This is a genomic window from Nocardioides candidus, from assembly GCF_041321175.1.
Classification (GTDB): domain Bacteria; phylum Actinomycetota; class Actinomycetes; order Propionibacteriales; family Nocardioidaceae; genus Nocardioides.
Map to the genome: position 1 here is coordinate 484,862 of NZ_JBGGWC010000001.1, position 25,700 is coordinate 510,561.

Below are 25,700 nucleotides of genomic sequence, written 5' to 3' on the forward strand. Positions count from 1 at the left end.
GCGCGCTTCACTCATCGAGAATCGCCTCCATCACTGCCTTCGCGATCGGCCCACCCAGCTGACCGCCGGCGATCTCCTTGCCCGGTGCTTCCTGGATCATCACGGCCACCGCGACCTGGGCGTCCTCGGCCGGGGCGAACGACGCGAACCAGCCGTACGGCGGCTTGCCCGGCACGCCGCGCTGCGCGGTGCCGGTCTTGCCCGCCACGGTGACGCCGGGGATCGCGGCGGGGTAGGCGGTGCCGTCCTCGACGGTGTCGACCATCAGCTCGGTGACCTGGTCGGCGGTCGACGGCGACACGGCCGTGCGCAGCTCCTCCGGGTCGGTGGTGTCGAGCGTCTCGTACTCCGGCGACTGGATCTCCTGCACGAGGTAGGGCCGCATCAGCGTGCCGCGGTTGCCGAGCGCCGCGACGACCATCGCCATCTGCAGCGGCGTGGCCTGCACGTCGAACTGACCGAAGCCGGTCTGCGCGGTCTGGGCGTCGTTGAGCTCGACCTCGTTGCCGTCGGAGTCCTCGGTGCCGGTCGGGTAGACCGACTGCGCCTGGGGCGAGAGGTCCTGCAGGTAGTCGCTGTTGAAGCCGAACTTCTCGGCGGTCTCGCGCAGCTTCTCCGGACCGAGCTCGACGGCCATCTTGGCGAAGGCGGTGTTGCACGACTGCGCCATCGCCGTGGCGAACGGGATCTCCTCGGGGTTGCAGCCCACCCGGCCCTCGTTGTCGATCACGTTGTTCGAGCCGGTGGTGCCCGGCGTCTGCCAGGTCGCGCCTGCCGGCACCATGTCGTCGGCGTTGTAGAGGCCGTTCTCGATCGCGGCCGCGGCCGTGACGATCTTGAAGGTCGAGCCCGGGAAGAGCCGGGTCTGGATCGCGCGGTTGACCAGCGGCTCGCTGTCGTCGTCGTCGAGCCGCTTGAACTCCTTCTGGGCCTCGGGGATGTCGTGGGAGGCCAGCAGGTTGGGGTCGTACGACGGTAGCGAGACCATCGCGAGGATCCGGCCGGTCTTCGGCTCGATCGCGACGACCGAGCCCTCACCGTCGGGACCGACGGTGGAGAGCAGCGCGTCGTAGGCGGCCTCCTGCGCCTTCGGATCGATGGTGAGCAGGACGTTGCCGCCCTTGCTGCTCTGGTTCTGCGCGAGGTCGACGAGGCGGGTCACGAACAGGGAGTCGTCCTCGCCGGAGAGCACGGAGTTCTCCGACCGCTCGATGCCGGTCTGGCTGCCGAGGGTGAGGAAGCCGGTGACGTTGGCGTACATCTTCGGCTTCGGGTAGACGCGGAGGTACTTGTAGTGGTCGTCGGAGTCGCGACTGCGCGCGAGCGTGACCTGGTCGCGGCCCTCGCCCGCGATGATCGCGCCGCGCTCGCGGCTGAAGGCAGCCTCGGCCACCCGCGCGTTGTGCGGGTCCTCGTTGAGGTCCTTGGCGTGCCAGAACTGCAGGTAGGTGACGTTCACCATCAGCGCGAGGAAGAGCAGCATGCAGAAGATGGAGACGGCCCGGATCGGGCGGTTCATCGCGCCACCGCCTTGACGACCTGGGTCTGCAGCAGGTCGGGGTCGTCGGCCTCGTCACTGACCTCGGGGAGCGGGCGCCGGGCCTGGTCGGAGATGCGGAGCAGGAGGGCGATGATGACCCAGTTGGCGACCAGCGAGGAGCCTCCGTAGGAGAGGAACGGTGTCGTCAGCCCGGTGAGCGGGATCAGCCGGGTGACCCCGCCGATGACGACGAAGACCTGGATGGCGAAGACGCCACCGAGGCCGGTCGCGACGAGCTTGCCGAAGCCGTCGCGGGAGATGAGGGCCGCGCGCAGCGCCCGCTCGACGATGAGGCCGTAGAGCAGCAGGATCGCGATGACCGCGGTCAGCCCGAGCTCCTCGCCGATCGCGGCCATGATGAAGTCGGACTCCGCCTCCGGCACCCGCGCGGGCATGCCCTCGCCGAGGCCGCGGCCGATGAGGCCGCCCCACGCGAAGCCGTAGAGGCCCTGCACCAGCTGGTAGCCGTCACCGTTGCGGTCGGCGAAGGGGTGCAGCCAGATGTCCACGCGCTGCTGGACGTGGTGGAAGATCTTGAACGCGACCGTGGCGCCGCTGAAGAACAGCAGCGCGCCGACGACCAGCCAACCCGGCCGTTCGGTCGCCACGTAGAGCATGATCAGGAACAGCCCGAAGAAGAGCAGGCTCGAGCCGAGGTCCTTCTGCAGCACCAGGATGCTGAGGCTGACGCCCCACATCACCAGGATCGGTCCGAGGTCGCGACCGCGGGGGAAGTCGACGAACACCACGCGGCGACCGGCCAGCGCGAGCGCGTCGCGGTGCACGACGAGGTAGCCGGCGAAGGTGATGACGAGGAGCAGCTTCGCGATCTCGCCCGGCTGGAAGTTGAACGGACCGAGCTGGATCCAGATCCGCGCCCCGTTCACCTCGTTGCCGATGACGGGGAGCATCGGCAGGATCAGCAGGCCGATCGCCGCGAGCCCGGAGGTGTAGGTGAACCGGGCGAGCAGCCGGTGGTCGCGCAGCAGGACGAGGGTCCCCACGAACCCGGCGACGCCCACCGTCATCCAGATCAGCTGCTGGTCGGCGTTGCCGGTGTCCTCGGCGAGGTCGAGGCGGTGGATGACGGCGAGGCCCAGCCCGTTGAGCGCGGCGACGACCGGCAGCAGCACCGGATCGGCGTAGGGGGCGACCATGCGCACCACGACGTGCGCCGCGATCACGAGCGCGGCCAGCCAGCCGCCGTACGCGACGATGTTGGTGGGCACCTCGCCATCGACGCCGAGGCCGACCGAGGCGTAGGCGCCGATCCCCACCACGAGGGCGAGGACGAGCAGGAACAGCTCGGCCCCCCGGCGACGGCGGTGCACGAACTGCAGCAGGCTGGCGTTGGCCACTACCGGTCGGCCCCTTCCGGCGGCATCAGCTTGTCGGCGAGGTTCTGCACGATCGAGACCGCGTCCTCGTAGTCGTCGGCGGTGATGCCCTCGTCGAGGTCGCTCTGGGCGTTGTCGGGCAGGTCGCCGACCTGGACGTCGGAGGTCCGGTAGACGCTGGAGAGGCCGGGGATGCCGTCGATGCCGCGGTAGACCGCGACGTGACCGTCGTCCTCGCCGACGTAGTACTGCTGCTGGGTCCACCAGTACGCCGACGCGAGGGCCACCCATGCGAGCCCGAGCACCACCGCCAGGGCCATGGCGCGACGCACCCAGGTGAAGCGGCGCGGGGCCTGCGGGGCGTAGCGGTAGGCCTCGGGGTCGACCGGCGGGTCGTCGACGATCGCGTAGTCGATGCCCTCGGGGATCTCGGCGTCGACGGGCTCCAGCTCACCCGTGTCGCCGGAGCGATGTCCGCGGAAGAGGCCGCGGGGCGTGCGCTTGCGCAGGTCGGCGGCGGCGCCGACGATCATCGGCTCCAGGTCGGTGAGGGACGGGTCGGCGGCGGCCTGCTCCTCGGTCAGCACGTCGGCGACAACGCAGGTCACGTTGTCGGAGCTGCCGGCGTCGAGGCTGGCGCGGACCATCTCGATCGCCGCGAACTCCGGCGAGCCGCTCGCGAGGATGTCGGCCAGGCGGGCGTCCTCGAGGACGCCGCACGCGCCGTCGCTGCAGAGGAAGACCCGGTCGCCGGGGGCCAGCGCGATGGCGAAGAGGTCCGGCTCGACCTCGTGGAGGCCGTCGAGGGCCTTGAGGATGAGGTTGCGGTGGGGGTGGACCCGCGCCTCCTCCTCGGTGATCCGGCCCTCGTCGATGAGGCTCTGCACGAACGTGTGGTCGGTCGTGATCTGGGAGAGCTCGCCGGCGCGGTAGAGGTAGGCGCGGGAGTCGCCGATGTGGCCGATCGCGATCCGCTGGCCGTCGAAGAGGGCGACCGTCGCGGTCGTGCTCGTGCCGCTCAGGGCGGGGTCCTGGTAGACCTCCTGGGCGATCGACTCGTGCGCCTCGTGGAGGCCGTCGCTGACCCGGGTGAGCAGGTCGCCGGCGTCGGGGGCGGCGTCGAGGTTGCGCAGCTCGCCGACGGCGGTGCCGGAGGCGATGTCGCCGCGCGCCGCGCCGCCGACCCCGTCGCACACGGCGAGCAGCCACGGGCCGGCGTAGCCGGAGTCCTGGTTGTCCTTGCGCACCCGGCCGACGTCGGAGACGGCGTAGTAGGCCAGCTTGAGCGGCTCGCGGTCGGGGGCGCCGTCGTTGCCCTCCGGCACCGGTACGTCGGCCTGCTCGGGCGCGTCCACGGTCGGGCCGTCGTGCGGCAGGGTCTGCTCCGAGGCCTTGGGGAGCGGACGGGGGAGGAGGGTGTCGTCGTCGGACACGTCGCGCTCGCCGGCATCGCCCTCCGGGACGCCACCGATGAGGGTGATGTCGTCGGGGGGCGGGGGCTGCTCGGCCGGCGGCGGGTCGCTCGGGGGCGCCGGCTGGTCGGGGAGCGTGTTGTCGTCAGACGTCACGGTCTACTTCCTCAGCTCGAGGATGGTCTTGCCGATGCGCACCTGCGCGCCGAGCCCGATCGTGGTCGGTTGCGTGATCCGCTGGCTACCGAGGTAGGTGCCGTTGGTGGAGCCGAGGTCCTCGACGTACCACTGGTCGCCGGACGCCGCGATGCGGGCGTGGCGAGTGGAGACGTAGTCGTCGTCGAGCCGGATGGCGGCGTCGGTGCCGCGACCGATGAGGATCGGCGCGTCGCCCAGGGTGGCGGTGATCCCGGTGTTGGACCCCTGGATGACCGCGACGTGGGTCGGTGAGCCGCGGCGCTTCGGCGGCGCCTTCTGCTTCACCGGCTTGGGCGCCGGTGCGGTGCCGGTCGAGGGGAGCCGCGCGCCGAACATGTCGGAGCGGATCACCGAGATCGCCGACAGCACGAAGATCCAGAGGATCGCCAGGTAGGCGATCCGCACCAGGAAGAGGGTGAGCTCAGACATCGACGACCTCTTCCTCGAGGAGACGGACCACCAGGGAGGTGTGACCGACCTGGACGCGGCTGCCGTCGGTGAGCGTGGCGCGCTTGACGCGCTGGCCGTCGACGGTGATGCCGTTCGTGGACCCCATGTCGTGGACCTCGATCTGCAGCGGGCCGTCGCCGGGCGCCGCCGCCGGGTCGGACCCGGCGGTGACGAGGAACTCGACGTGCCGCCGGCTGACCCCGGGGTCGTTGATCCGCAGGTCAGCCTCGGAGCCGCGACCCACGACCAGGCCCGGTGGCTGGAGCGGGTGCCGGGTGCCGTTGACCTCGAGCACCGCGCGGGTGCGGCTGCGTGCCGAGTAGCGCGCGTGCCCGCTCACCGAGGCCTCGGCGTTGCTCAGCACGCGGAACCGGCCGGTGCCGAGGTCGGGCGCCGCCTCGAACCCGATGCGGATCGGGCCGGGGAACACGTAGGACTGCAGGTCGGCGTGCTCCTGGAGCTGCTGCGTGAGCTCCTTGGCCAGCGCCGAGTCGTAGGGGCCGAGCCGATCGAGGTCGGACTGGGCCAGCTCGACGGAGAACGCGTTGGGCACCATCCGCCGGTCGCGCGAGAGGATCTGCGCCTTGTTGTCGAGCTCGCGCTGGAGAGCCGCCGCGATCTCGACAGGTTGGACCGCGCTGCGGAACGTGCGCGCGAAGACTCCGGAGATCGCCTGTTCGAGCCGCTGCTCGAAACGCTGCAGTCCACCCACTCCGGGAGCCTCCTCTCGATCCACTCGGTCGTCACTCGCCCACCGGTCACCTGCCCGGCCGCACGGCTGGTACCCCGACGTGCCGGGTTCGCTCGATCGTATCGACACCGCACGTGCGGACCAGGAGCCGCGCGCGGGTTCTCCCGGTTTGGGACGCGAGGCGGCCCTGGGATAGCCTTGCCCGGCTGTCGGTGCAGACCGCTCAGCAGCGCGCGAGTGGCGGAATAGGCAGACGCGCACGGTTCAGGTCCGTGTGTCCGAAAGGACGTGGGGGTTCAACTCCCCCCTCGCGCACGTACGACGAAGCCCCGGGTCCTCGGACTCGGGGCTTCGTCCGTTCTCGGCGTCCCTCCGCGGCCTTGCGCATCGCGGACAACGGCCGGAAGGGGCACCTGCGCGCGCCGTCTGCTGGTTGTCTCCTGCCACCACTGACTCAGGAGGGCAGGACGACATGTCTCGGAAGCTACGCAGGATCGTCTCGTTGACGGCGGCGGCCACCGGCCTCGCGCTCGGCGTGCCGCTGTGGGCCCAGGCGCCGGCACACGCGGCGGGCGGAGCCTGCATCACCGGTGGCTTCGAGTTCACCGACAGCGCCGGCGCCCGTCAGCCGGGGCAGGAGTTCACCGTCGAGGTCCGCCGGGCCGGCCGGACGACGGTCCTCGCCTCGACGACGACGGGCGCCGACGGCCGGTTCCGCGTGTGCGTGAGCGAGGCGCAGGCCGCCTACGACGTCGACGTGCACGTGGTCTACTCCAACCCCTACTGGAAGGTGGTCTCCGGCCGCAAGGGTGTCTATCTGACCGCTCTCGCGTCCGAGCGCGACGTCGTGCCGGGCTCGGACCTCGACCTCGGGACGATGCTGCCGGGCAGCGACCAGTCGATGACCGCCGCAGGCATCTTCGACTCGGTCAGGAAGGCTTGGGACTGGGTGCCCGACGACTGCTGGGACGCCGATGACGCCGTCTGCCGCCAGAAGGTCGTGAGCTGGCCGAACAAGAGCCTGACGGAGGAGGCCGCCTCTTACAACACCCGCACCGACACGGTGGAGCTCGACGGCCCGGTGCAGGAGAGCACGGTGATCCACGAGCTCGGGCACGCGATCATGGACGACGTCTACGAGGACGACTTCCCGGTGCCGGAGGACGGCTGCTACAGCCACCAGATGAACAAGGCGTACGGGCCGATCTGTGCCTGGACCGAGGGGTGGCCGACGTACTTCGCCCTGACCGTCCTCGACACGCCGATCTGGACCCAGGCGGACTGGGACGACGACGCCGAGTACGGCCCCGGCGACCGCGGCTGGACCTGGGCCGAGGGGGAGGACGCGGAGATCCGGGTGGTCGCCGCGATGTGGGACCTCGCCGACGCCAACAACGAGGCGGGCGAGAGCTGCACCGAGGACGCGCGGGGTCCGCTCTGGCGGACCTTCCAGGCCCACCGCGCAGAGACGTTCCGGCAGTACTGGGCGCAGCGTGCCGCCGACGGCTACGCCGTCGGTAGCCGCGAGCTCGCGTGTCTGCAGCACAACACGATCGACTTCAGCGACGTGACGGCGGCGACCGCCGACGCCGGCACGACCCCGAAGGGACACGGGCGGCCAGCGCTGCCGCCCCGTCGGCCCCGCGGGTGAGCGGTCGGCCCGCTCGACCGGAGTGACCAGATTTGGACGCTGTCTCATCGGTGCCGTGCTGACCGCCGAACGCGGGTAGAAAGACCCTCCTGCAGTGTCGTCTGCGTCACACCGAGGGGGTTTTCCGTGCATCCATCAGAGACGCTCGCGGTCGCCCTCGCTGAGATGGGCCTCGGCGAGTCCGCCGCCCGTGTCTACGGCCATCTGGTCGAGCTGGCGCCGCTGACCCGCGACGAGCTCATCGCTGAGGTCGGGGGCGGCGCGGCCACGTCCGCGGGCGTCGACGAGCTGGTCGAGGCGGGCCTGGTCGGGGTCGTGGGAGTCGGCGGGACACAGCTGGCCCCCGTCGCCCCGGTGCTCGGCCTCGACCTGCTGACCCGCCGACGGGCCAGCGTCATCGACACCGCCCGGATGGACGTCCTCGCGGCCTACGACAGCTTCCGGCGCCGGCGCCCGGCCGGTGACGAGTCGGGCGTCGAGGCCGTCACCGGCGACGCGATCGGGCTCCGGCTCCAACAGGCGTGGCGCGCCGCCGAGTCCACGATCGAGCAGTTCGACTCGCCTCCGTACGTCGACATCACCGGATCGCTCGAGGACGCGTTCGACACGCTCGACCGAGGAGTCACCCAACGGGTCGTCTATGCCCAGGCGTCCTTCGCCGACGAGGGGTACTTCCGCGAGAGCGTCGAGCCCGCCGTGCGCCGCGGCGAGGAAGCCCGGGTCATCGACGAGGTGCCGCTCAAGATGATCCTGGTCGACCGACGGATGGCCATGGTGTCGGCGACGGTGGACGGCGCCGAGCGCCACCACACCACGTACGTCGTCACGAACGGCGTCGTCCTCAGGGGCCTCATCGCCCTGTTCGAGGCGACCTGGGACGCTGCGCTGCCGCTCGGTGCGCAGTTCCGCAGCGGGAGTCGCCGCCTGGAGGGGGTCGACCGGAACCTCCTCACCATGCTGGCCAGCGGCCTGCACGACGGTGAGATCGCGCGTCAGGTCGGCATCAGCCGACGGACCCTCTCGCGGCGCCTGGAGATCTTGATGGCCCGGGCCGGTGCGACGTCGCGGTTCCAGCTCGCGCTCCAGGCCCACCGTCGGGGCTGGGTGTAGCCGCAGGCCGGAGACCTCGGCCACAGGAAGTGTCGGCGGCAGCGCATGCCGCCGATCAGTGCAATGTCAAATAGGACTGGATGGTAGACATGAGTAGTAGAAGGTTCGGGTTGGTCGTCGCGGTCGTGGGCGTGAGCCTGGTGCTGGCCGGGTGCAAGGGCGGGGACGACGGGGACGGCGGCGCGGGAGCAGGCGCCGGGGCGGAGCAGGGCGGGACCGTGCACGTCCTCCTCGCCGAGGACTTCTCCCACCTCGACCCCGCGCAAGGATGGGACTCCGGGGTGAGCAACCTGTACCGCCTGCTGTACCGCACGCTCACGGCGACCGGTCCGGGCGGCACCGACACGGCCGATGACATCGTCCCCGACCTCGCCACCGACCTCGGCACCCCGAGCGACGGCGGCAAGACGTGGACCTTCACGCTCAAGGACGACGTCGCCTTCGAGGACGGCACGCCGATCACCTCGGCCGACATCAAGTTCGGGGTCGAGCGCTCGCTCGACCCGCGCATCGCCATCGGGTCGCCGTACGCGAAGACGACGCTGGAGCTGCCCGAGGACTACGCCGGCTACTACGAGTCCGGCCCGCTGGACTCCATCGAGACCCCGGACGAGAAGACGATCGTCTTCCACCTCGACCACCCGGAGCCGGAGTTCGCCTCGGTGGTGAGCCAGGCGCCGTTCACGCCCTTCCCCCACGAGCAGGCGGACACGATCACGCGTTCCAGCGTCGACACCGCGCCGGTCGCATCGGGCCCCTACCGCGTCGAGAGCTACGACCGCGGCTCGAGCCTGGTCCTCACCCGCAACGAGCACTGGAGCGACGCCTCCGACGACATCCGCACGGCGCAGCCCGACGAGTTCGACTTCACGATCGGACTCGACCCGGCGACGATCGACGAGCGCCTCCTGGCCGGACAGGGCGACGACGCGAACGCGATCGGCGACCAGATCCAGCCCGCGACCCTCGGCCGACTGAACGCGCCGGACATCAAGAGCCGGGTCGTGTCGGGGATGACCGGCTGCACCGGGTTCGTGCAGCTCGACACGTCGAAGGACGGCATGGACGACGTGCGCGTGCGTCAGGCGATCAACTACGCCGTCGACCGCACGAGCATGCAGACGGCGGCCGGCGGTCCGCAGATGGCCGAGACCACGACGACCATCCTCCCGCCGTCGCTGCCGGGCTACCAGGAGTTCGACCTCTACCCGGGGCCTGACGTCGCCAAGGCCAAGGAGCTGCTCGCCGAGGCGGGCTACGCCGACGGTTTCGAGTTCACCCTCGACGTGGCCGCGGCCCCGTCGTCGTCGGCCCAGGCCGAGGCGTTCCAGGAGTCGCTGAAGAAGGCGGGCATCACCGTGCACCTCAACTCCATCGACGCGGCGACGTACTACGAGGTCGTGGGTGCGCCGGCCAAGCAGGACGACGCGGTCCTCGCGAGCTGGTGCCCGGACTGGCTGTCGGGGTCGACCTTCATCCCGCCGCTCTTCGAGGGCTCGCAGATCTTCGACCAGGGCAACTCGAACCGCTCGATGCTCGACGACCCGGAGATCAACAGTGAGATCCAGAGGATCAAGTCGATGACCGACGTGGACGCGGCGCTGGCCGCGTGGGGCGACCTCGACCGACTCGTCATGGAGAAGGCGCCGATCGTCCCGACCCTCAACGGCAACAGCGTGCACGTCGCCGGAGCCAACGTGGCCCAGGCGTTCTCCAACCCCTCGCTGAACGGCAACATCGACTACGCCGTCGTCGGTCTGCACGACCCGGACCGAGGCTGACGGTGGCCATTCCTGCACCCGACACCGTCGGTGTGCCGTCAGGGGCGGGGGCGCCGGCAAGTGGCGCCCCCGCCTCGGGGCGGGCGGTCGTGCGCGACCTCCTGCGGCGGCCCGGAGCGGCGATCGCAGTGGGGGTCCTCGGGTTGATCGGAGCCATGGCGCTCGCGGCCCCGCTGCTGGCAGGTCTGACCGGCTGGGACCAGTACTCGTTCGACCCCTCCGCCATCGACAGCTACAGCGGGGGTCTTCCCCGCGGTGGTTGGGGCGGGATTTCGGGGGACCACTGGTTCGGGGTGGAGCCGGGCAACGGTCGCGACATGTTCATGCGCATCGCGTACGGCGCGCGCGTGTCCCTCGCCATCGCGATCTCGGCCACGGTGCTGACCACGACCGTCGGCGTCGTGCTCGGCACGCTCGCCGGCTACTTCGGAGGGTGGGTCGACACCGGCCTGTCGCGGGCGATGGACTTCTTGATGGCGTTCCCCGCGCTCATCTTCATGATCGCGCTGCTCTCGGCGCTTCCGGGTGGCAACCGACCCGTCCTGCTCGTCCTCGTGCTGAGCGTGTTCGGCTGGCCCTACACCGCGCGCGTCGTCCGCGGACAGGCCCTGTCCCTGAGGAACCAGGAGTTCGTCGAGGCGGCCCGGGCGAGCGGCGCCAGCCGCTGGGCGATCGTGTTCCGCGAGGTGCTGCCCAACCTGCGGGGCACGATCGTCGTGCTGGCCACACTGGCCGTGCCGTCGTACGTCGCCACCGAGGCCGGCCTGTCCTTCCTCGGCGTCGGCGTCACCCCGCCGACCCCCAGCTGGGGGCAGATGATCGCGTCGGCGGCCACCTGGTACGCCGTCGACCCCCTCTTCCTGGTCATCCCCGGTGCGTTCCTGTTCGCGACCGTGGTCGCCTTCACCGTGATCGGCGACCACCTCAAGTCGATCCTCGACGAAGGAGCCGTGCACTGATGGTCGGCTACCTCGTCCGGCGCCTGGCCGCCTGCGTGATCGTGCTCGCGGTCGTGTGCGTCTTCACCTTCATGATCTTCTTCTGGTTCTCCCCGGATCCTGCGGCGCAGATCTGCGGGAAGACCTGCACTCCTGATCGCATCGCGCAGATCCGGGCCAACCTCGGTCTCGACCAACCGTTCCTCGAGCAGCTGCGGGTGTTCGTGAGCGGGCTGTTCGCGGGCCGGGACTGGGGCACCGGCGCCGACGCCATGCACTGCGCGGCGCCCTGCCTGGGCTACAGCTTCCAGACCAACGAGTCGGTCACCGACCTGTTGATCGACCGGTTGCCGGTCTCCGTCACGCTCGCCACCGGAGCGGCGGTCCTGTGGTTGCTCGTCGGGGTCCTCGGAGGGCTGGTGTCGGCGGTCCGGAGAGACTCACTCTGGGACAAGGGGGTCCTGGCCTTCGGGCTGGTCGGCATCAGCCTGCCGATCTACTTCCTGGCGCTGGTGCTGCAGTACCTGCTCGTCGTCAAGCTCGGCTGGCTGCCGTTCCCCCGCGCGGTCCCGTTCACCGAGGACCCGGTGCTCTGGTTCGAGAGCTACCTCATGCCGTGGGTCGTGCTCGCGATCGTGTACGCCGCGATGTACTCGCGGATCGTCAGGAGCCAGGTCATCGACACCCTCGAGCAGGGGTTCGTCCGTACGGCCCGGGCGAAGGGTCTCCAACGTCACCTCGTCCTGCGCCGACATGCGCTGCGCCCCTCGCTCACGCCCGTCGTCACCTTGTTCGGCATGGACTTCGCCGCGCTCCTCGGAGGGGCCCTGATCACCGAGACCGTCTTCGGGCTCGACGGCGTGGGGAAGCTCGCGTCGGACTCCATGGCCACCAACGACCAGCCCGTGATCATGGGGGTCACCCTCCTCGCGGCCCTGCTGGTCGTCGTCGCCAACCTCGTCGTGGACATCTCCTACCGGTTCCTCGACCCGCGCGTCCGCAGGGGGACCCCATGACCGGCCAGCACAGCCCACTCCTCCGGGTGCAGGACCTGACGGTGACGGTGGGCGACGGCGCGACGAGTGTCGTGGAGGGACTGTCGTTCGACGTCGGTCCCGGAGAGACGCTCGGCATCGTCGGGGAGTCCGGGTCCGGGAAGTCCATGACGGCGCTGGCGATCATGGGTCTGCTGCCGAGAGGAGCCGCCGCGAGCGGAAGCGTGACCTTCCGTGGAGCCGAGCTCCTCGGCCGGAAGGAGTCGCAGCTGCGGAAGCTCCGCGGCGCGGAGATCGCGATGGTGTTCCAGGACCCGCTCAACTCCCTCAACCCCTACTACACGGTCGGCGCCCAGCTGGTCGAGGCCTACCGGGCCCACCGCTCTGCGACGCGGCGGCAGGCCCGCGAGGTGGCGGTCGCGGCGCTCGACCGCGTCGGGATCCGCGATCCTCGCCGCCGGGCGGACCACTACCCCGACCAGTTCTCGGGCGGCATGCGGCAGCGGATCATGATCGCGATGGCGCTGTGCCTGGAGCCGTCGGTCCTGCTCTGCGACGAGCCGACCACCGCCCTCGACGTGACCGTGCAGGCCCAGATCCTCGACCTGCTGCGACAGCTGCAGAGGGAGAACTCGATGGCGATGGTGTTCATCACCCACGACCTGGCGGTGGTCTCCCAGCTCGCCGAGCGGGTGCTGGTCATGCGTGGAGGGGAGGAGGTCGAGCAGGGGACGACCGAGCGCGTCTTCACCGAGTCACGGCACCCCTACACCTGCCAGCTGCTGGACAGCCTACCGCGTCTGGAACCGGTGGACGATCGACAGGAGGGGCTGGGATGAGCGGGCCGATCATGGTGGTGGAGGACTTGTGCAAGGACTTCGCGGTCCGGGGGCAGGGGAGGTTCCTCGCCCGTTCGAGCACGTTCCGGGCGGTCGACGGGGTCTCGTTCGCCGTCCCGCGCGGCGGCACCGTCGCCGTGGTGGGCGAGTCCGGGTCCGGCAAGTCCACGACCGCTCGCATGCTCGCCCGCCTGCTCGAGCCGACGGCGGGGCGCATCGAGCTCGACGGGGAGGACGTGACCCACGCGCGGGGAGCCCGCCTCCAGAACTTCCGCCGACACGTGCAGGTGGTCTTCCAGGACCCGTTCTCCTCGCTGAACCCGCGACACAGCGTGGAGCGGATCATCTCGGCACCGCTGCGCTACCAGGGGATCGAACCGCCTGAGGGCATCGGTGCCCGCGTCGCCGAGCTGCTCGAGAGGGTCGGGCTCGCACCGGAGCACGCCCGCAGGTTCCCCCACCAGTTCTCGGGCGGCCAGGCACAGCGGATCGGGATCGCCCGAGCGCTCGTCCTCCAGCCGCAGGTGATCGTGTGCGACGAAGCGGTGTCGGCTCTCGACGTCTCGGTGCAGGCCCGGGTGCTGGAGCTGCTGCAGGAGCTGCAGGCCGACCTCGGGCTGAGCTACGTCTTCATCGCCCACGACCTGGCCGTCGTCCGCCAGATCGCCGACGAGGTCGTCGTCATGCAGGGGGGCCAGGTGCGCGAGGCGGGGCCGTGCGAGTCGCTCTTCGCCGCTCCGCAGATGGCCTACACCCAGGAGCTGCTCGCTGCGGTCCCGCGCATCCCGGTCGACTGGGAGCGCCGCCGTCGGGAGAACCTCCGCTCGCTGAAGCGCGTGCGGTGAGCATCGAGTACTCCCTCCCGGGGATCCGGGTCCGCGAGCACACCGTCGCGGTGCCGCTCGACTGGTCCGACGCCGACAGCGAGCCGCTCGTGCTCTTCGCCCGCGAGCTGGTCGCCGCGGACCGGCGCCACGACGACCTGCCGCTCTTGCTCTACCTGCAGGGCGGGCCCGGCTTCGGGTCGCCGAGACCGCTGGCGCGCACCGGCTGGATCGGGGAGGCGCTCAAGACCCACCGGGTCGTGCTGCTCGACCAGCGCGGCACCGGCCGCAGCTCGAGGATCGAGGGGCGGACCCTCGCCGCGCGGGGTGACGCCGTACGCCAGGCGGACTACCTCGCCTGCTTCCGAGCAGACTCCATCGTCGCGGACGCCGAGCACCTCCGGTCCACGGTGTTCGACGGCCGGCGGTGGAGCACGCTCGGGCAGAGCTACGGCGGCTTCGTCACCCTGACCTACCTCTCGCGTGCCCCGGAGGCCCTGGAGGCCTGCTACGTGACGGGAGGCCTCCCGGCCCTGCAGCCGGACGCCGCGGAGGTGTACCGGCGCACCTATCCCCGGACCGTGGCGAAGAACGCCGCGTTCTATGCCCGGTTCCCCCATCACCGCGAGACCCTCGCGCGCGTCGCCGACCGCTTGGCGCAGGGCGATGTGCGGTTGCCCGACGGCGACCTCCTGACGGTGCGCCGGTTCCAGTCGCTGGGGATCGACTTCGGCATGAAGCCGGGCTTCGAGCGGCTGCACTACCTGCTCGATGACGCCTTCGGGATCGACGGGGACCTCACCGACGCCTTCCTGGGTGCGGTCGGCGACCGGACCTCGTTCGTCGCAGCGCCCCTGTTCGCGGCGTTGCAGGAGTCGATCTACGGAGCCGGCGAGCAGGCCACGCCCTGGGCGGCCTGGGCGGAGCACCAGCGGCACCCGGAGGCCGCCGAGCACGCACGGCCGCTCCTGATGACGGGCGAGATGATCTATCCCTGGATGTTCGAGGAGATCCGGGCCCTCCGGCCGTTCCGTGCCGCGGTGGACGTGCTGGCGCACCGCGCCGAGTGGCCGGCGCTCTACGACCTCGACCGGCTCGCCGCCAACGACGTCCCGGTCGCGGCAGCGGTCTACCACGACGACATGTTCGTCGACGCCGGACTCCAGCTGGCCACCGCCGCACACCTCGGCGCGACCCGGACCTGGATCACCAACGAGTTCGAGCACGACGGCCTCGAGACGCCGCGCGTCCTCGCGACGTTGCGGGAGCTCATCGAGAGCGACCGCACCACCTGCTAGCCGGCGCGCCCGCCCGGATGGAAGAGCAGTCCCCGAACAAGGAGGAGAACATGAGCGAGACGTCCGTCAAGGCACGGTCGATGCCCAGGCCGGAAGGCGATCCCAGGACGCCGAGCCTCACGGGCGCCCACGGCTTCAACGAGTTCATCGCGCGCGACTGGGGAAGCCCGGACCGCACGCCGGTCGTCGTCGACGGGGCACCTGCCGCCGCCGCGGACCACCGCGCACGTCTCGGCGAGCAGTACGCCGGGCAGGCCCTCGTCGTCGCCGGAGGGCGGGCGCAGGTCCGCGCCAACGACTGCGACCACGACTTCCGGGCCGACAGCAGCTTCATGTGGCTGACCGGTTGCGGGGCGGAGGACGCGGTCCTGGTGATGACCCCGGTGCAGGGCGGCCACGACGCCGTGTTGTACCTGCCGGCGCCGTTCTACCCCGGGCACCCCTCCTTCTACGACGACGCCGGGCGGGGCGAGCTCTGGGTGGGCGCGGCGCCGGGGCTGGCGGAGTGGTCCGCCGCCCTCGACCTCGAGGTCCGGGACCTGGAGGAGCTCCGGCGTGCTGTCGCCCGTCTCGACGGACCGCTCCTCGCCGGCCATCCCGATCGCCCCGAGGGCGTCTCGGGACTGCCCCGGTCGGCGGAGCTCGAGCGCACCCTGGCGGAGCTGCGCATGGTGAAGGACCCGTTCGAGATCGACCAGCTCCGGAGCGCCGTCGACGCGACGATCCAGGGATTCGTCGAGACGGTGGGCCAGATCCCGACCGCGACGCAGCGCGGTGGCGAGCGGTGGCTGCAGGGGACGTTCGACAGGGCGGCCCGCACCTACGGGAACCGCCCGGGCTACAGCACGATCGTCGGCGCCGGCTCGCACGCGGCGACCCTCCACTGGGAGCGGGCGGACGGGCCCCTCGTCCCCGGCGAGCTCGTGCTGATGGACATGGGCGTGGAGGTGGACTCCTACTACACCGCCGACGTGACGCGGACGTTCCCGGTCGCGGGGACGTTCTCGCCCGTCCAGCGCGAGGTCCACGACCTGGTCGAGAAGGCGCATCGCGCGAGCCTTGCGGCAGTGGGTCCCGGCCGGTCGTTCTCGGACTTCTTCACCGCGAGCATGGAGGTGATCGCCCAGGGACTCGCTGACTGGGGGATCCTGCCGGTCTCGGTCGACGAGGCGCTCGCCCCCGACGGCCAGCAGCACCGCCGCTGGCTGGTGTGCGGCATCGGCCACCACCTCGGGCTCGACGTCCACGACTGTGCCCGGGCCAGCTACGACGCCTACCAGGGAGCCACCCTCGTCCCGGGGATGGTGATGACCGTCGAGCCCGGCCTCTACTTCCACGCCCACGACCTCGCGGTGCCGCCGGAGCTGAGGGGGATCGGCGTGCGGATCGAGGACGACGTGCTCGTCACGGACGAGGGCATCGACGTCCTCAGCGACGCACTGCCGCTCAGCGCCTCCGGCCTCGAGGCCTGGATGGCCCGGCAGGGCGGGCTCTCGCGGGAGGACGGGGCGGGCTAGCCCCCGAGGGCGGCCCGGTAGGCGGCGAGCGCACTCTGGCGCGCGGCGAGCGTGCCGACACGGGTGTCCCTGGCCGAGGCGTAGTCGAGACGCGCCTGGGAGTAGGCCATCTTGGCGTCACCGAGCTGGTAGTTCGCGACGTAGCGGGCGTCCCGCGTCGACGGGGTCGGGTCGGCGAGGTAGGAGGCCGTCGCGCTGCGCAGCGTGCCGAGCGCGGAGGCCACGTTGTCGCGCGCGGCATCGCGGCCGGTGGTCGCGGTCGCCAGGGCCGCCACGGCAGCGTCGTCGTCGGCGACGGCGGCGAGGTAGGTGTTCCTGGCCTGGGCGACGCCGGGGTCGGTGGCGGCCTGCGCTGACGGAGCCGCAACAAGGCCGAGGACGAGGAGGAGCAGGGCCGTGGACCCGAGGACGAGCCTGCGCAGGTAGGCGCTGGTCACCGTAGAAGTATGCGTGTGCGGCGCCGTCCTGGGAAGGTCTGCACCCCGGACGGCCGCTTCACCAGGTGACGGTCCCGCTCGCCCGGATGTTGTTGACCGCCGACCCCATCGGCAGGTCGAAAGTGATCGAGGTGGGCGTGACGTCGATGACCGGCCGCTCGCCGTACACGTCGACGTACCAGGTCCGGTCGTCGGCCTCGCCCGTCGGGTTGAGGTACATCTCGAGGGCGTCCCAGGTCTGGATGTCGCCGTTGTCGCCACGCTCGGCGAGGACGGCGAGGTCGTAGTGACCCGGGCCTCGGAAGTCCGGTACGGCGAGCGAGAGCTCGGCCAGCGAGGTCGATCCCACCGGCAGCGGGTCGGGCGCCTCCAGGCGGACGCGGTACCAACCCAGCGGCGGCGGCCCCTCCTCGCCCTCCTCCTGCTCGGGGTGCTCCTCGGAGCGCTCGCACGGCAGGGTCACGCTCAAGGTGCCGGACTCCCCGCCGCTGAGCGTCAGCACCAGCTGGGCGGTCGCGCCGCCCGCGGTCATCTCGGCGAGGCGCTGCCGACGCTCGGACTCCTCCTGCGCGTCGCGCTCGGCCTTCCGGGCGGCGACGTTCTCCGGCCGGTTCTCGGTGACCTTCTCGGCCAGGTCGGGCGGCAGCACCTTCTCGAGGAACGAGGTGACCGCCTCGTTGCTCCCTGCCTCGATCTTGTCATCGGCCCACTTCGATGCGCGTCGCGCGACGTCCTTCCAACCCATCGCGCCACCGTAGGTCGTCTCCCGTCGCGGTGCACCGGAAAACGCAGAGTCGTCATCGCCGGCCCGGGCCCTGGCCCACGCCGACGATGACAACCGGTCGGTGACGCCTACTTCTCGGTGGCGGTCCCGAGCTCGACGGCGACGATGCTCGGGTGCTCGACCTTGCCGGAGTACGGCGACTGCTGGCCCTCGCACGTCAGGGTGAGCACGATCGGCTCGTCGGTGTCCACGGCCAAGCCGTCGAGGCTGATCGTGCCGAGGTCGCCACCGGTCGCCACTCGTACCTCCGAGGTCGAGACGGTGCGGCTCAGCTCGCTCCCGATCGGCTGCGTGATCGAGCAGGTGAAGTCGTTGGTGTCGCCGCCGGTGTTGGTGACGTCGGCGGACGCGGAGACGAGGTAGTTGCCCGCCGGGACGGTCAGCTCGAAGATCGTGTGGTCCGGGTCGCCGGAGCTGATGTTGTGGAACGCCAGGTCGTCGAAGTAGGCGTCGGCCGTGAGCGCCTTGCGGGCCGGGGCGTTGAGGTCGCTGAGGGTGAGACCGCCGGTCTTGACCTTGTTGGAGGTGACCGCGTCCTTGCCGAGGTCGGCCGTCTTGACCTGGCCGTCCTTGATCTGCGGCGAGCCGACGGAGTTGACGGCCAGGCCGGCCGCGTAGGCCGCGCCGCCCACGCCGCTGAGGGCGAGGACGAGGGCCACGGAGGAGGTGAGGTTGGAGTAGGTGAGGCTCTTCTTGACGTTCATCGCTGTGTCCTTCGGTGGTGGGGGGTTCGTGACCACCAACCTGTCCGAGCGACGCGCTCGCTACATCCGCGATCACTACGCACCCAACGCCTCGGCACCACCGATTCGAGGTTCGAGATCGCTCGCAGGAGGTACCGCTCCTCCGTGGCACGCCCTAGGTTGTCGCCATGGGATCCCTCCTCAACCCCTACATCAGCTTCAAGGACACCTGCCGCTCCGCGATGGAGTTCTACCGCGAGGTCTTCGGCGGTGAGCTGACGATCAGCGCCTTCGGGGACTACGGCGGCGAGGAGTACGCCGAGGGCGCCGACCTGGTGATGCACAGCCAGCTCACCACGCCCGCCGGGTTCACGCTGATGGCGTCCGACACCCCCGACGGCATGGAGTTCACGCCCGGCTCGCAGATCACGATCAGCCTGTCCGGCGACGGGCAGGACGCCGAGGCCGTGCGCGGCTACTGGGACAAGCTCGCGGAGGACGGCACGGTGACGATGCCGCTGGAGGAGCAGGTCTGGGGCGACGAGTTCGGGATGGTGACCGACAAGTTCGGCATCGCCTGGCTGGTCAACATCGGCGGCAGCGCCGCCTGACTCCGCGGCGGGCGGCATAACCGGGCCGCCACGCGGGGCGTTGCCCCTGCATGAGGATCGCAGCGACCCTGACCGCTCTCGTCGCGTTGGCGGTCGCCGCGCCCGCGGTCGGGGCGCCCGCGGGCTCGGCGCGGCCCGCCGTACCGATCCCGGACGACCCGCGGGGAGCGCTGCTCCAACCGTTCCAGGGCGCTGCGTCCACCGAGCCCGCCCAGCACCGGCCGGCGGTGCCCCAGCACCCCTTCATGGCGGCAGGCAGCGACTCGATCATCCACAACGACGCCTACCAGACCGACACCTACGACCGGGCCGGCCCGACCGGGCCCGACCTCGTCGTCAGCTCGACGAGCTCCCTGGTCCGCGACTGCTCCTCGCTCTCCTTCCTGCCCGACGGCACCGCGCTCACCGTCTGCATCGGCGTGGGCGACCCACAGGTCAGGGCGCTCGACCCCGACACGCTCGCGGAGATCGCGACCTACCGGCTCCCGAGGCGCGACCGGGGCCTGCTGCCCGACACGTCGAACTTCTCGGGCGGGTACTTCTACCTCGACGACCGCGGCCGGCTCGTGGTCTCCACGGCCGAGAACCACGTGCTGTGGCTGCGCCTGGTCGGCGATCGCTTCGTGGTCGATCGGGAGGTCGACCTGAGCGGGACGATCGGCACCCAGCGGATCCAGAGCGTGCTGCCGGACTGGTCGGACCGGATCTGGTTCGTCACCCAGGAGGGGACGGTCGGCTACGTCGGCCTGCGCGGCGAGATCCGCACCCGCCGCCTGCTCGGGGAGGTGATCGCCAACAGCTTCGCGATCGACGAGTCGGGCGGGGTGTTCGTGGTCTCCGACCGGGCGCTCTACCGCTTCGACGTGGTCGGCGACCAGCCCCGCGCCACCTGGCGCAAGACCTACGACCGCGGCACCCGCGTGAAGCCGAGCCAGGTCTCCCAGGGCAGCGGCACGACGCCGACGCTGATCGGCCGCGCGAGCCTGCCCTCGGGCGGGTGGATCGCGATCACCGACAACGCCGACCCGCAGATGAACGTGCTCGTGTTCAAGCGCGGGAAGGCCGGGCCCGGGGCGGACCCGGTCTGCGAGCAGCCGGTCTTCCCTGCGGGCGAGGGCGCCGACGAGAACAGCCTGATCTCGGTGCCGGGCGGCCTCATCGCCGAGAACAACTACGGCTACGAGCTGGAGAAGCTCGCGCTGCGGCAGCCGACGACGACGCCCGGGATCGTCAAGGTCGCGGTCGACTACAACGGCGGTGGCTGCCACGTCGCGTGGAGCAACACCACGGCGCGGGTGCCCTCCTCGGTCTCGAAGGCGTCGATGGGCTCCGGGCTGGTCTACGCCTACACCCACCCGGCCGCGGGCGAGCTGGCCTACCGGCTGCCGCTCCCGCTGAGCGCACTGGCCCCGGACGCGTGGTACCTCACCGCCTTCTCGCTGCGGTCGGGCCGTCAGGTCTGGAGCCGGTACGTCGGCTCAGGACTGCTCTACGACAACCACTACGCCGCGGTCAGCCTAGGTCCCGACGGAGCGGCCTACGTCGGCACGGTGGGTGGCGTCGTCCGCGTCGCCGACCGGTAGCGCCGACGCCCCTGCCAGGCGCCGCTGCCGCTCCACGGTGGCGAGGTAGAACGCCCAGCCGAAGGCGAAGCTGGTGAAGAGGGTGGCCACGAAGAACAGCCACGGGCGGGCGAGCCCGCGCCGGCGGCCGTCGATGATCGTCATCAGGGGGAGCAGCACGACGTTGCCGATCGTGTAGTCCTGCCCGGCGGACGCGGCGGCGGGATTCGCGAACATCAGGTCGATGTACTGCGCCCAGCTGCCGTCGCCCCAGATCGGGTTGAAGACGGCCTGGTCCGGTCCGTAGTCGAGGACGAACCGGATGTTGAAGTACCACCCGAGGGCGACCGACCCGACGCCGATCGCGAGGTAGAGCAGCTCCAGGCCCGAGAACGCCGGGCCGGACGCGGGGCGGTGGAAGATCGCTGGGTTGGCCCGGACGATCCAGACCACCACGGCCACTCCCAGGACGGCGTGGACCACCAGGGACACCATGGGCGCGACTCTCGCCTCCGTGATGCAGTTATGTCAATAGTGACGAAAGATCGGAGCCAGTACCTCCAGCGCTTCGCGGCTGAGCCGGGCCAGCTCGGGAAGCGACCGGTCGGGGGAGCGCAGCCAGACCTCCATCGCGGCGAAGACGGCCGCGGTGATCGATCGCGCGGCGACCGTGGTCCCCAGCTCGTCGGCGGCCGGGTGCCGGCGGTGGAGGTGGTCGAGCAGGGCGTGCGCGAAGTCGGACTGCACCTGCCGCATGTGCTGGACGATCCGGCTCGGATCGAGGGCGTCGACGCGCAGGTTCGCGATCTGGGTGACCGCCTCGACGTCGTACGGGAAGGCAAAGATCGCCGCCTGCACCGAGGCGACCACCTCCTCTCCGTCGGGCCGCTCGGCCAGCGCCTTGCGGAACCACTGGAGCCCGGAGTCGTAGTCGGCGAAGAGCAGGTCGTGCTTGGAGTTGAAGTGGCGGTAGAACGTGCGGAGCGTGACGCCCGCGTCGGCGGCGATCTCCTCCGCCGACGTCGCCTCGACCCCTTGGGCCAGGAACCGCACCGTCGCCGCCCTCCGCAACGCGGCGCGGGTGCGCTCGCTGCGGACGGTCTGCGGGGGCGTGGCCATGGCGGAAGGTTAGCGCCGAGACGTTTCGTCACTATTGACGAAACGTCGGTGAGCCTGCCAGCCTCGCCGGATGGCGTACGACGTGATCGTGGTCGGTGCCGGCCACAACGGGCTGACCGCAGCGACCCTCCTCCAGCAGGCCGGCCTGCGCACCCTGGTGCTCGAGGCCAAGCGGTACACGGGTGGCATGGCCTCCACCGTCGAGCTCTTCGACGGCTACCGGTTCGAGATCGCCGGGTCGGTGCAGCTGCCGACCTCGGCCGTCGTCAGCAAGGAGCTCGGTCTCGACACCCTGCCGCAGGTGGACCTCGAGGTCATGTCGGTCTCCCTCGTCGACGAGACGACCACCCCGCTCGTCTACTACACCGACCTCGTCGCGGCCGCCGTCCACATGGAGCAGGTGCACGGCCTCGAGGTGGTGCTCGGCATGGCCGAGCTGCTCGGCTGGAGTGCCGCACCGACCCGGGCGCTCGGCCGTTTCGAGCAGGGCACCCGGCCGAAGACGCTCGACGAGATGTACGCCTGCGCGACCACCGACGCCGAGCGCAGCAGCATCACCGAGATGCTCTTCGGATCGTGCACCGACGTGCTCGACCGCTACCTCCCCGACAAGGAGAAGCACGCGGCGCTGCGCGGGATGCTCGCCTTCCTCGCGGTGAACTCCACCTATCGCGGCCCGTCGTCGCCGGGAAGTGCGGCGGGGCTCGCGTTCGGGATGGCGGTTCCCGACGAGAACACCGTGCTCACCAAGAAGCTCAAGGGCGGCATCGGCGTGCTCACCCAGCACCTCGAGGAGCAGCTGGTCGCCGCGGGCGGCGAGGTGCGCCTCGACGCGGCGGTGGGCGAGATCGCGGTGGTCGACGGGCGGGTGACCGGGGTGGTGCTCGCCGACGGCGAGCGCATCGAGGCGTCGACCGTCGTGTCGGCGGTCGCGCCCGACCTGACGCTCAGCTCTCTCGTCACCGCCGGCTCGATCAGCCCCGAGCTCAGCGCCCGTCTCGCCCGGATCGACCACCGCGGCAGCTACGTGCAGATGCACTTCGCTCTCGACGGGGTGCCGGAGTTCGCTGCGCCGTACGAGTTCCTCAACGACCCCACGATGCAGAGCGCCATCGGGTTCTTCCAGCCGCCGGAGGTGCTCCAGCGGCAGTTCGAGGACAGCAGGCGGGGGATCGTGCCGGCCGAGCCGGCGGTGGCGTTCCAGATCCCGTCGGCCGCCGATCCCGACCTGTGCCCGCCGGGGAAGGCAGCCGCCTCGGCCTTCGCACTGTGGTTCCCGGTGGAGGAGGACCCGGGCGAGTACGCCCGGCTCAAGGCCGAGATGGGTCAGCGGGTCATCGACCGGATCAGCCGGTTCGCCCCCGGCTTCGAGAGCCTGATCCTCAAGCACACGACGTTCACGCCGAAGCACATGGGGACGATGTTCGGCGCGCCTGGCGGGGACTACTGCCACGGGCTGATCCACCCCGACCTGCTGGGCCAGTACCGACCCGGCCCGGACGGCTACCTCGACCAACCGCACGGCATCGCCGGCCTCCACCTCGGCAGCGCCGGCTGCTATGGCGGACCCGGGATCACCTTCATCCCCGGCTACAACGCCGCCCAGGCCGTCCTGGCCGAGCGGTGACAGCCCTTGCCGGTCGAGGAGGTCGCGCCGGTCGAGCGCCTCGCCGGGCCCCTCCGTTCGCTGGTCGAGGAGGTCGCGCTAGCGACCGTCACGAGACCCGGTGAGGTGCCCGGGGCCCTCCGTTCGCTGGTCGAGGAGGTCGCGCTAGCGACCGTCACGAGACCCGGTGAGGTGCCCGGGGCCTTGGGGTCGGTGGGCGGGTGCGGGCGTCTCGATACGTCCTCGCCCAGGGGCTCGGACTACTCGACGAGCGGGAACTGGCCGAGTGCCTCCGGTCGCTGGTCGAGGAGGTCGCGCTAGCGACCGTCACGAGACCCGGTGACGTACCTGGGGCCCTGGGGTCGGTCGGTGCGGGCGATGTGCTCGCCCGCACCGACCCTCAGGCGGCACCGCCGAGGGTGAGCTCCACGTCACCGAGGTCGACGTCGCCGGTGATGTCGAGGTCGACCTGGTCCGCCTCGAGCCAGTACGGCGTCGCGACCTGGGTCGGGAAGAAGTACCAGAGGGAGGGGCCGTAGGCCTCGTCGTAGCCGGTCGTGGCGAGCGCACCGGTGGCCGGTCCATCAGGGATCCGGGTGACGGTGAACCGGCCCGTCGCGCCCCGTGTGTGGGCGACGGTCGGGTGCTCGCTGGTCGGGTTGGTGACCTGGCCGCCGGGATAGGTCACGTCGTAGCCGACGTTGGTGATGACCGGGCGGTCGGTGCCGGCGTACACGAAGCGACCGGTGAGCGTGTTGCCCGGCGCGAGCGGCACGTCGTAGCGCTGCGACTTCGCGATGACCACGTCGTCGTGGCAGATCGCCGCGAAGTTGCCGGGGAACCCGTCGGAGCCGATCATCCAGTGCTCGCCGGGGACGAGGCCGTGGATGACGTAGCGTCCCGAGGCGTCGGCCTGCTCGATCTCGTGGAAGCCGCCCTGCTCGAACGCGGAGTCGGCCGGGCAGAGGTCGCTGGTCGTCGCCTCGACCACCGCGCGCGGGGCGGTGCGACCGCGCAGCGTGAGCAGCGGCTGGTCGAGCCGCAGCCGGCCCAGGGCATAGGTCTTCACGGCCCGGACCCGGAAGGCGCGCACGCCGTAGCCGGAGCCGTCCTTGACGACGAGCCGGTAGCGACCGGGCGCGAGGCCGGGGTAGGTGGCGACGCCGTCCTCGCGCAGCAGGTTGGGGTAGAGGACGTTGCCGCGCCTGTCGCGCAGCTCGCTGTCGACCCGGCCGTCCGTGCCGCGCAGCCGCACCGTGGCGGACGCGCCCCGGACGAGCGGTACGTCGGCGTGGACCTCCGCCTCCTCGCCGATGGTGACGTCCTCGACGTGCGGCACGAAGGCGCCGCCCTGGAGCAGGTGGCCGACCTGGTAGTCGCCCGGCACCAGTCCGGTGAACCGGAACGTGCCGCTGCGGCCGGTGACCAGGCTCGCGATCGGCTCGCCCTCGCCGTTGGCGAGGAAGATCTCGGTACGGCGGGCGGGCGCGCCGGTCGCGTCGTCGTACGCCTTCCCGACCAGTGCGGTGCCGCCCTCGAGCGTGCCGGTCACCTTGCCGGGGTGGGTGGCGTCGATCGTGACCGGCTCGGACTGCCACGGCAGGGTGCCGTAGCCGCCGGCCCGCACGTAGTAGCGGCCGGGCGCGAGGCCCTTGAACGTGAAGCGGCCGTCGCCGTCGGTCTGGCTGTTGAGCGCGACGGTGTCGTTGAGCCGCATCACCTGCACCTGCTCGTGCTCGGCGCCCTCGAGGACGCCCTTGATCCGAGCGGGGGGCTGGACCTCGACCTGGCCCAGGGAGAGGTCGCTCGTCGAGCCGTCGTAGAGGTCGGTGTGCTGGACCCAGCTGTCGAAGGCCCCGTCCGGGCCGACGTAGCGGACCAGGTAGTCGGCCTCGGTCGGGAACGTGCAGGTCGCGCCCGCGTCGGGCTCGGCGTCGCAGACCTGGACCAGGAAGCCCTGCTGGTCCTGACGGACGCGGAACTTCCCGTCGGCGCCGGTGACGGCCCAGCGGTCGTTGTGGTCGTCGATCAGCCCGAGCTCGGGGATCTCCCGCGGCGGCAGCACGTCGACGAGTGCGCCCTCCACGGGGTCGCCGTGGGCGTCGACGACGGTGCCGGTCACCCAGCCGAGGTCGGCGGGTGCGGCGGGTGCGCCGGCCGAGGCGATCGGCAGGGAGAGCAGCGGGGCGACCGCGGTGGCGAGGCCTGCTGCGAGGAGGGTGGAGCGTCGGGGGGTCACGGTGGTTTCCTTCCATAGTCGTGCGGCGGAAGGACGCGACCCGGCACCGAAAGGTTGCAATGGACCGCGCCGGGATAC

Annotated in this window: 23 protein-coding genes and 1 tRNA gene; 13 read left to right on the top strand and 11 right to left on the bottom strand. The window is 71.1% G+C overall.

Annotation, left to right across the window (positions count from 1 at the left end; translation table 11 throughout):
• Window positions 1–7: 7 nt before the first annotated feature.
• From ACAX67_RS02405 to ACAX67_RS02425, 5 genes are read right to left on the bottom strand one after another with little or no spacing between them, the layout of a single operon-like run.
• A complete protein-coding gene (locus ACAX67_RS02405) occupies window positions 8–1,519 on the bottom strand; it encodes a peptidoglycan D,D-transpeptidase FtsI family protein (RefSeq protein WP_370702212.1) in 1,512 nt (503 codons plus the stop codon).
• The gene (locus ACAX67_RS02410) at window positions 1,516–2,898 is read right to left on the bottom strand and encodes an FtsW/RodA/SpoVE family cell cycle protein (protein ID WP_370702213.1); all 1,383 of its coding nucleotides are present in this window, start codon (window positions 2,896–2,898) and stop codon (window positions 1,516–1,518) included. Before ACAX67_RS02410 ends, ACAX67_RS02405 begins: the two co-directional genes overlap by 4 nt.
• On the bottom strand, window positions 2,898–4,445 hold the full coding sequence (locus ACAX67_RS02415) for a PP2C family protein-serine/threonine phosphatase (protein WP_370702214.1): 1,548 nt from the start codon (window positions 4,443–4,445) through the stop codon (window positions 2,898–2,900). The genes ACAX67_RS02410 and ACAX67_RS02415 overlap by 1 nt, the downstream gene beginning before the upstream one ends.
• A gap of 3 nt (window positions 4,446–4,448) precedes the next feature.
• Window positions 4,449–4,916 carry an FHA domain-containing protein FhaB/FipA gene (locus ACAX67_RS02420; protein WP_370702215.1) on the bottom strand — a complete coding sequence of 156 codons (468 nt, stop codon included), beginning with the start codon at window positions 4,914–4,916 and terminating at the stop codon, window positions 4,449–4,451.
• On the bottom strand, window positions 4,909–5,649 hold the full coding sequence (locus ACAX67_RS02425) for an FHA domain-containing protein (protein WP_370702216.1): 741 nt from the start codon (window positions 5,647–5,649) through the stop codon (window positions 4,909–4,911). The genes ACAX67_RS02420 and ACAX67_RS02425 overlap by 8 nt, the downstream gene beginning before the upstream one ends.
• A gap of 210 nt (window positions 5,650–5,859) precedes the next feature.
• Here ACAX67_RS02425 and ACAX67_RS02430 point away from each other — a divergent pair.
• The 10 genes from ACAX67_RS02430 to ACAX67_RS02475 all read left to right on the top strand — a co-directional run bounded on the left by ACAX67_RS02430 (window position 5,860) and on the right by ACAX67_RS02475 (window position 16,581).
• Window positions 5,860–5,943, top strand: a tRNA-Leu gene (locus tag ACAX67_RS02430).
• A 157-nt stretch (window positions 5,944–6,100) separates the two neighbouring features.
• Window positions 6,101–7,279, top strand: coding sequence for a hypothetical protein (locus ACAX67_RS02435; protein WP_370702217.1), 1,179 nt, complete (start codon window positions 6,101–6,103; stop codon window positions 7,277–7,279).
• Between the two features lie 126 nt (window positions 7,280–7,405).
• Window positions 7,406–8,389 carry a LuxR family transcriptional regulator gene (locus ACAX67_RS02440; RefSeq protein ID WP_370702218.1) on the top strand — a complete coding sequence of 328 codons (984 nt, stop codon included), beginning with the start codon at window positions 7,406–7,408 and terminating at the stop codon, window positions 8,387–8,389.
• An 89-nt stretch (window positions 8,390–8,478) separates the two neighbouring features.
• On the top strand, window positions 8,479–10,170 hold the full coding sequence (locus ACAX67_RS02445; RefSeq protein ID WP_370702219.1) for an ABC transporter substrate-binding protein: 1,692 nt from the start codon (window positions 8,479–8,481) through the stop codon (window positions 10,168–10,170).
• Window positions 10,171–10,172: 2 nt separating this feature from the next.
• Window positions 10,173–11,129: an ABC transporter permease gene (locus ACAX67_RS02450; RefSeq protein ID WP_370702220.1), complete on the top strand. Its 957-nt coding sequence runs from the start codon at window positions 10,173–10,175 to the stop codon at window positions 11,127–11,129.
• Window positions 11,129–12,124 carry an ABC transporter permease gene (locus tag ACAX67_RS02455; RefSeq protein ID WP_370702221.1) on the top strand — a complete coding sequence of 332 codons (996 nt, stop codon included), beginning with the start codon at window positions 11,129–11,131 and terminating at the stop codon, window positions 12,122–12,124. The genes ACAX67_RS02450 and ACAX67_RS02455 overlap by 1 nt, the downstream gene beginning before the upstream one ends.
• A complete protein-coding gene (locus ACAX67_RS02460; protein WP_370702222.1) occupies window positions 12,121–12,942 on the top strand; it encodes an ABC transporter ATP-binding protein in 822 nt (273 codons plus the stop codon). The genes ACAX67_RS02455 and ACAX67_RS02460 overlap by 4 nt, the downstream gene beginning before the upstream one ends.
• Window positions 12,939–13,787, top strand: a complete 849-nt coding sequence (locus ACAX67_RS02465; protein WP_370702223.1) for an ATP-binding cassette domain-containing protein — start codon at window positions 12,939–12,941, stop codon at window positions 13,785–13,787. The genes ACAX67_RS02460 and ACAX67_RS02465 overlap by 4 nt, the downstream gene beginning before the upstream one ends.
• Window positions 13,784–15,064 (top strand): alpha/beta fold hydrolase, encoded by a 1,281-nt coding sequence (locus tag ACAX67_RS02470; RefSeq protein WP_370702224.1) that lies wholly within the window; start codon window positions 13,784–13,786, stop codon window positions 15,062–15,064. The genes ACAX67_RS02465 and ACAX67_RS02470 overlap by 4 nt, the downstream gene beginning before the upstream one ends.
• A 50-nt stretch (window positions 15,065–15,114) precedes the next feature.
• Window positions 15,115–16,581 (top strand): aminopeptidase P family protein, encoded by a 1,467-nt coding sequence (locus tag ACAX67_RS02475; protein ID WP_370702225.1) that lies wholly within the window; start codon window positions 15,115–15,117, stop codon window positions 16,579–16,581.
• On the opposite strand, the gene ACAX67_RS02480 is transcribed toward ACAX67_RS02475, so the two are convergent.
• From ACAX67_RS02480 to ACAX67_RS02490, 3 genes are all read right to left on the bottom strand, one after another.
• Entirely contained in the window at window positions 16,578–17,018 is a 441-nt protein-coding gene (locus ACAX67_RS02480) for a hypothetical protein (RefSeq protein ID WP_370702226.1), read from the bottom strand. The two genes, ACAX67_RS02475 and ACAX67_RS02480, sit on opposite strands and share 4 nt — an antisense overlap.
• A gap of 58 nt (window positions 17,019–17,076) precedes the next feature.
• Window positions 17,077–17,763, bottom strand: coding sequence for a hypothetical protein (locus tag ACAX67_RS02485; protein ID WP_370702227.1), 687 nt, complete (start codon window positions 17,761–17,763; stop codon window positions 17,077–17,079).
• A 107-nt stretch (window positions 17,764–17,870) separates the two neighbouring features.
• Entirely contained in the window at window positions 17,871–18,506 is a 636-nt protein-coding gene (locus ACAX67_RS02490) for a hypothetical protein (protein WP_370702228.1), read from the bottom strand.
• Between the two features lie 167 nt (window positions 18,507–18,673).
• Here ACAX67_RS02490 and ACAX67_RS02495 point away from each other — a divergent pair, with 167 nt between their 5' ends.
• Both ACAX67_RS02495 and ACAX67_RS02500 read left to right on the top strand, forming a co-directional pair.
• A complete protein-coding gene (locus ACAX67_RS02495) occupies window positions 18,674–19,096 on the top strand; it encodes a VOC family protein (protein WP_370702229.1) in 423 nt (140 codons plus the stop codon).
• A gap of 50 nt (window positions 19,097–19,146) precedes the next feature.
• Window positions 19,147–20,679, top strand: a complete 1,533-nt coding sequence (locus ACAX67_RS02500) for a hypothetical protein (RefSeq protein ID WP_370702230.1) — start codon at window positions 19,147–19,149, stop codon at window positions 20,677–20,679.
• Here the strand turns inward: ACAX67_RS02500 and ACAX67_RS02505 are convergent.
• Both ACAX67_RS02505 and ACAX67_RS02510 read right to left on the bottom strand, forming a co-directional pair.
• Window positions 20,614–21,153 carry a DUF2834 domain-containing protein gene (locus ACAX67_RS02505; RefSeq protein ID WP_370702231.1) on the bottom strand — a complete coding sequence of 180 codons (540 nt, stop codon included), beginning with the start codon at window positions 21,151–21,153 and terminating at the stop codon, window positions 20,614–20,616. The two genes, ACAX67_RS02500 and ACAX67_RS02505, sit on opposite strands and share 66 nt — an antisense overlap.
• 33 nt (window positions 21,154–21,186) lie before the next feature.
• A complete protein-coding gene (locus ACAX67_RS02510) occupies window positions 21,187–21,777 on the bottom strand; it encodes a TetR/AcrR family transcriptional regulator (protein WP_370702232.1) in 591 nt (196 codons plus the stop codon).
• Between the two features lie 70 nt (window positions 21,778–21,847).
• Here ACAX67_RS02510 and ACAX67_RS02515 point away from each other — a divergent pair, with 70 nt between their 5' ends.
• Window positions 21,848–23,404 (top strand): phytoene desaturase family protein, encoded by a 1,557-nt coding sequence (locus ACAX67_RS02515; protein WP_370702233.1) that lies wholly within the window; start codon window positions 21,848–21,850, stop codon window positions 23,402–23,404.
• Between the two features lie 379 nt (window positions 23,405–23,783).
• Here the strand turns inward: ACAX67_RS02515 and ACAX67_RS02520 are convergent, their stop codons facing one another.
• Window positions 23,784–25,622 (bottom strand): MSCRAMM family protein, encoded by a 1,839-nt coding sequence (locus tag ACAX67_RS02520; RefSeq protein WP_370702234.1) that lies wholly within the window; start codon window positions 25,620–25,622, stop codon window positions 23,784–23,786.
• Window positions 25,623–25,700 lie beyond the last annotated feature (78 nt).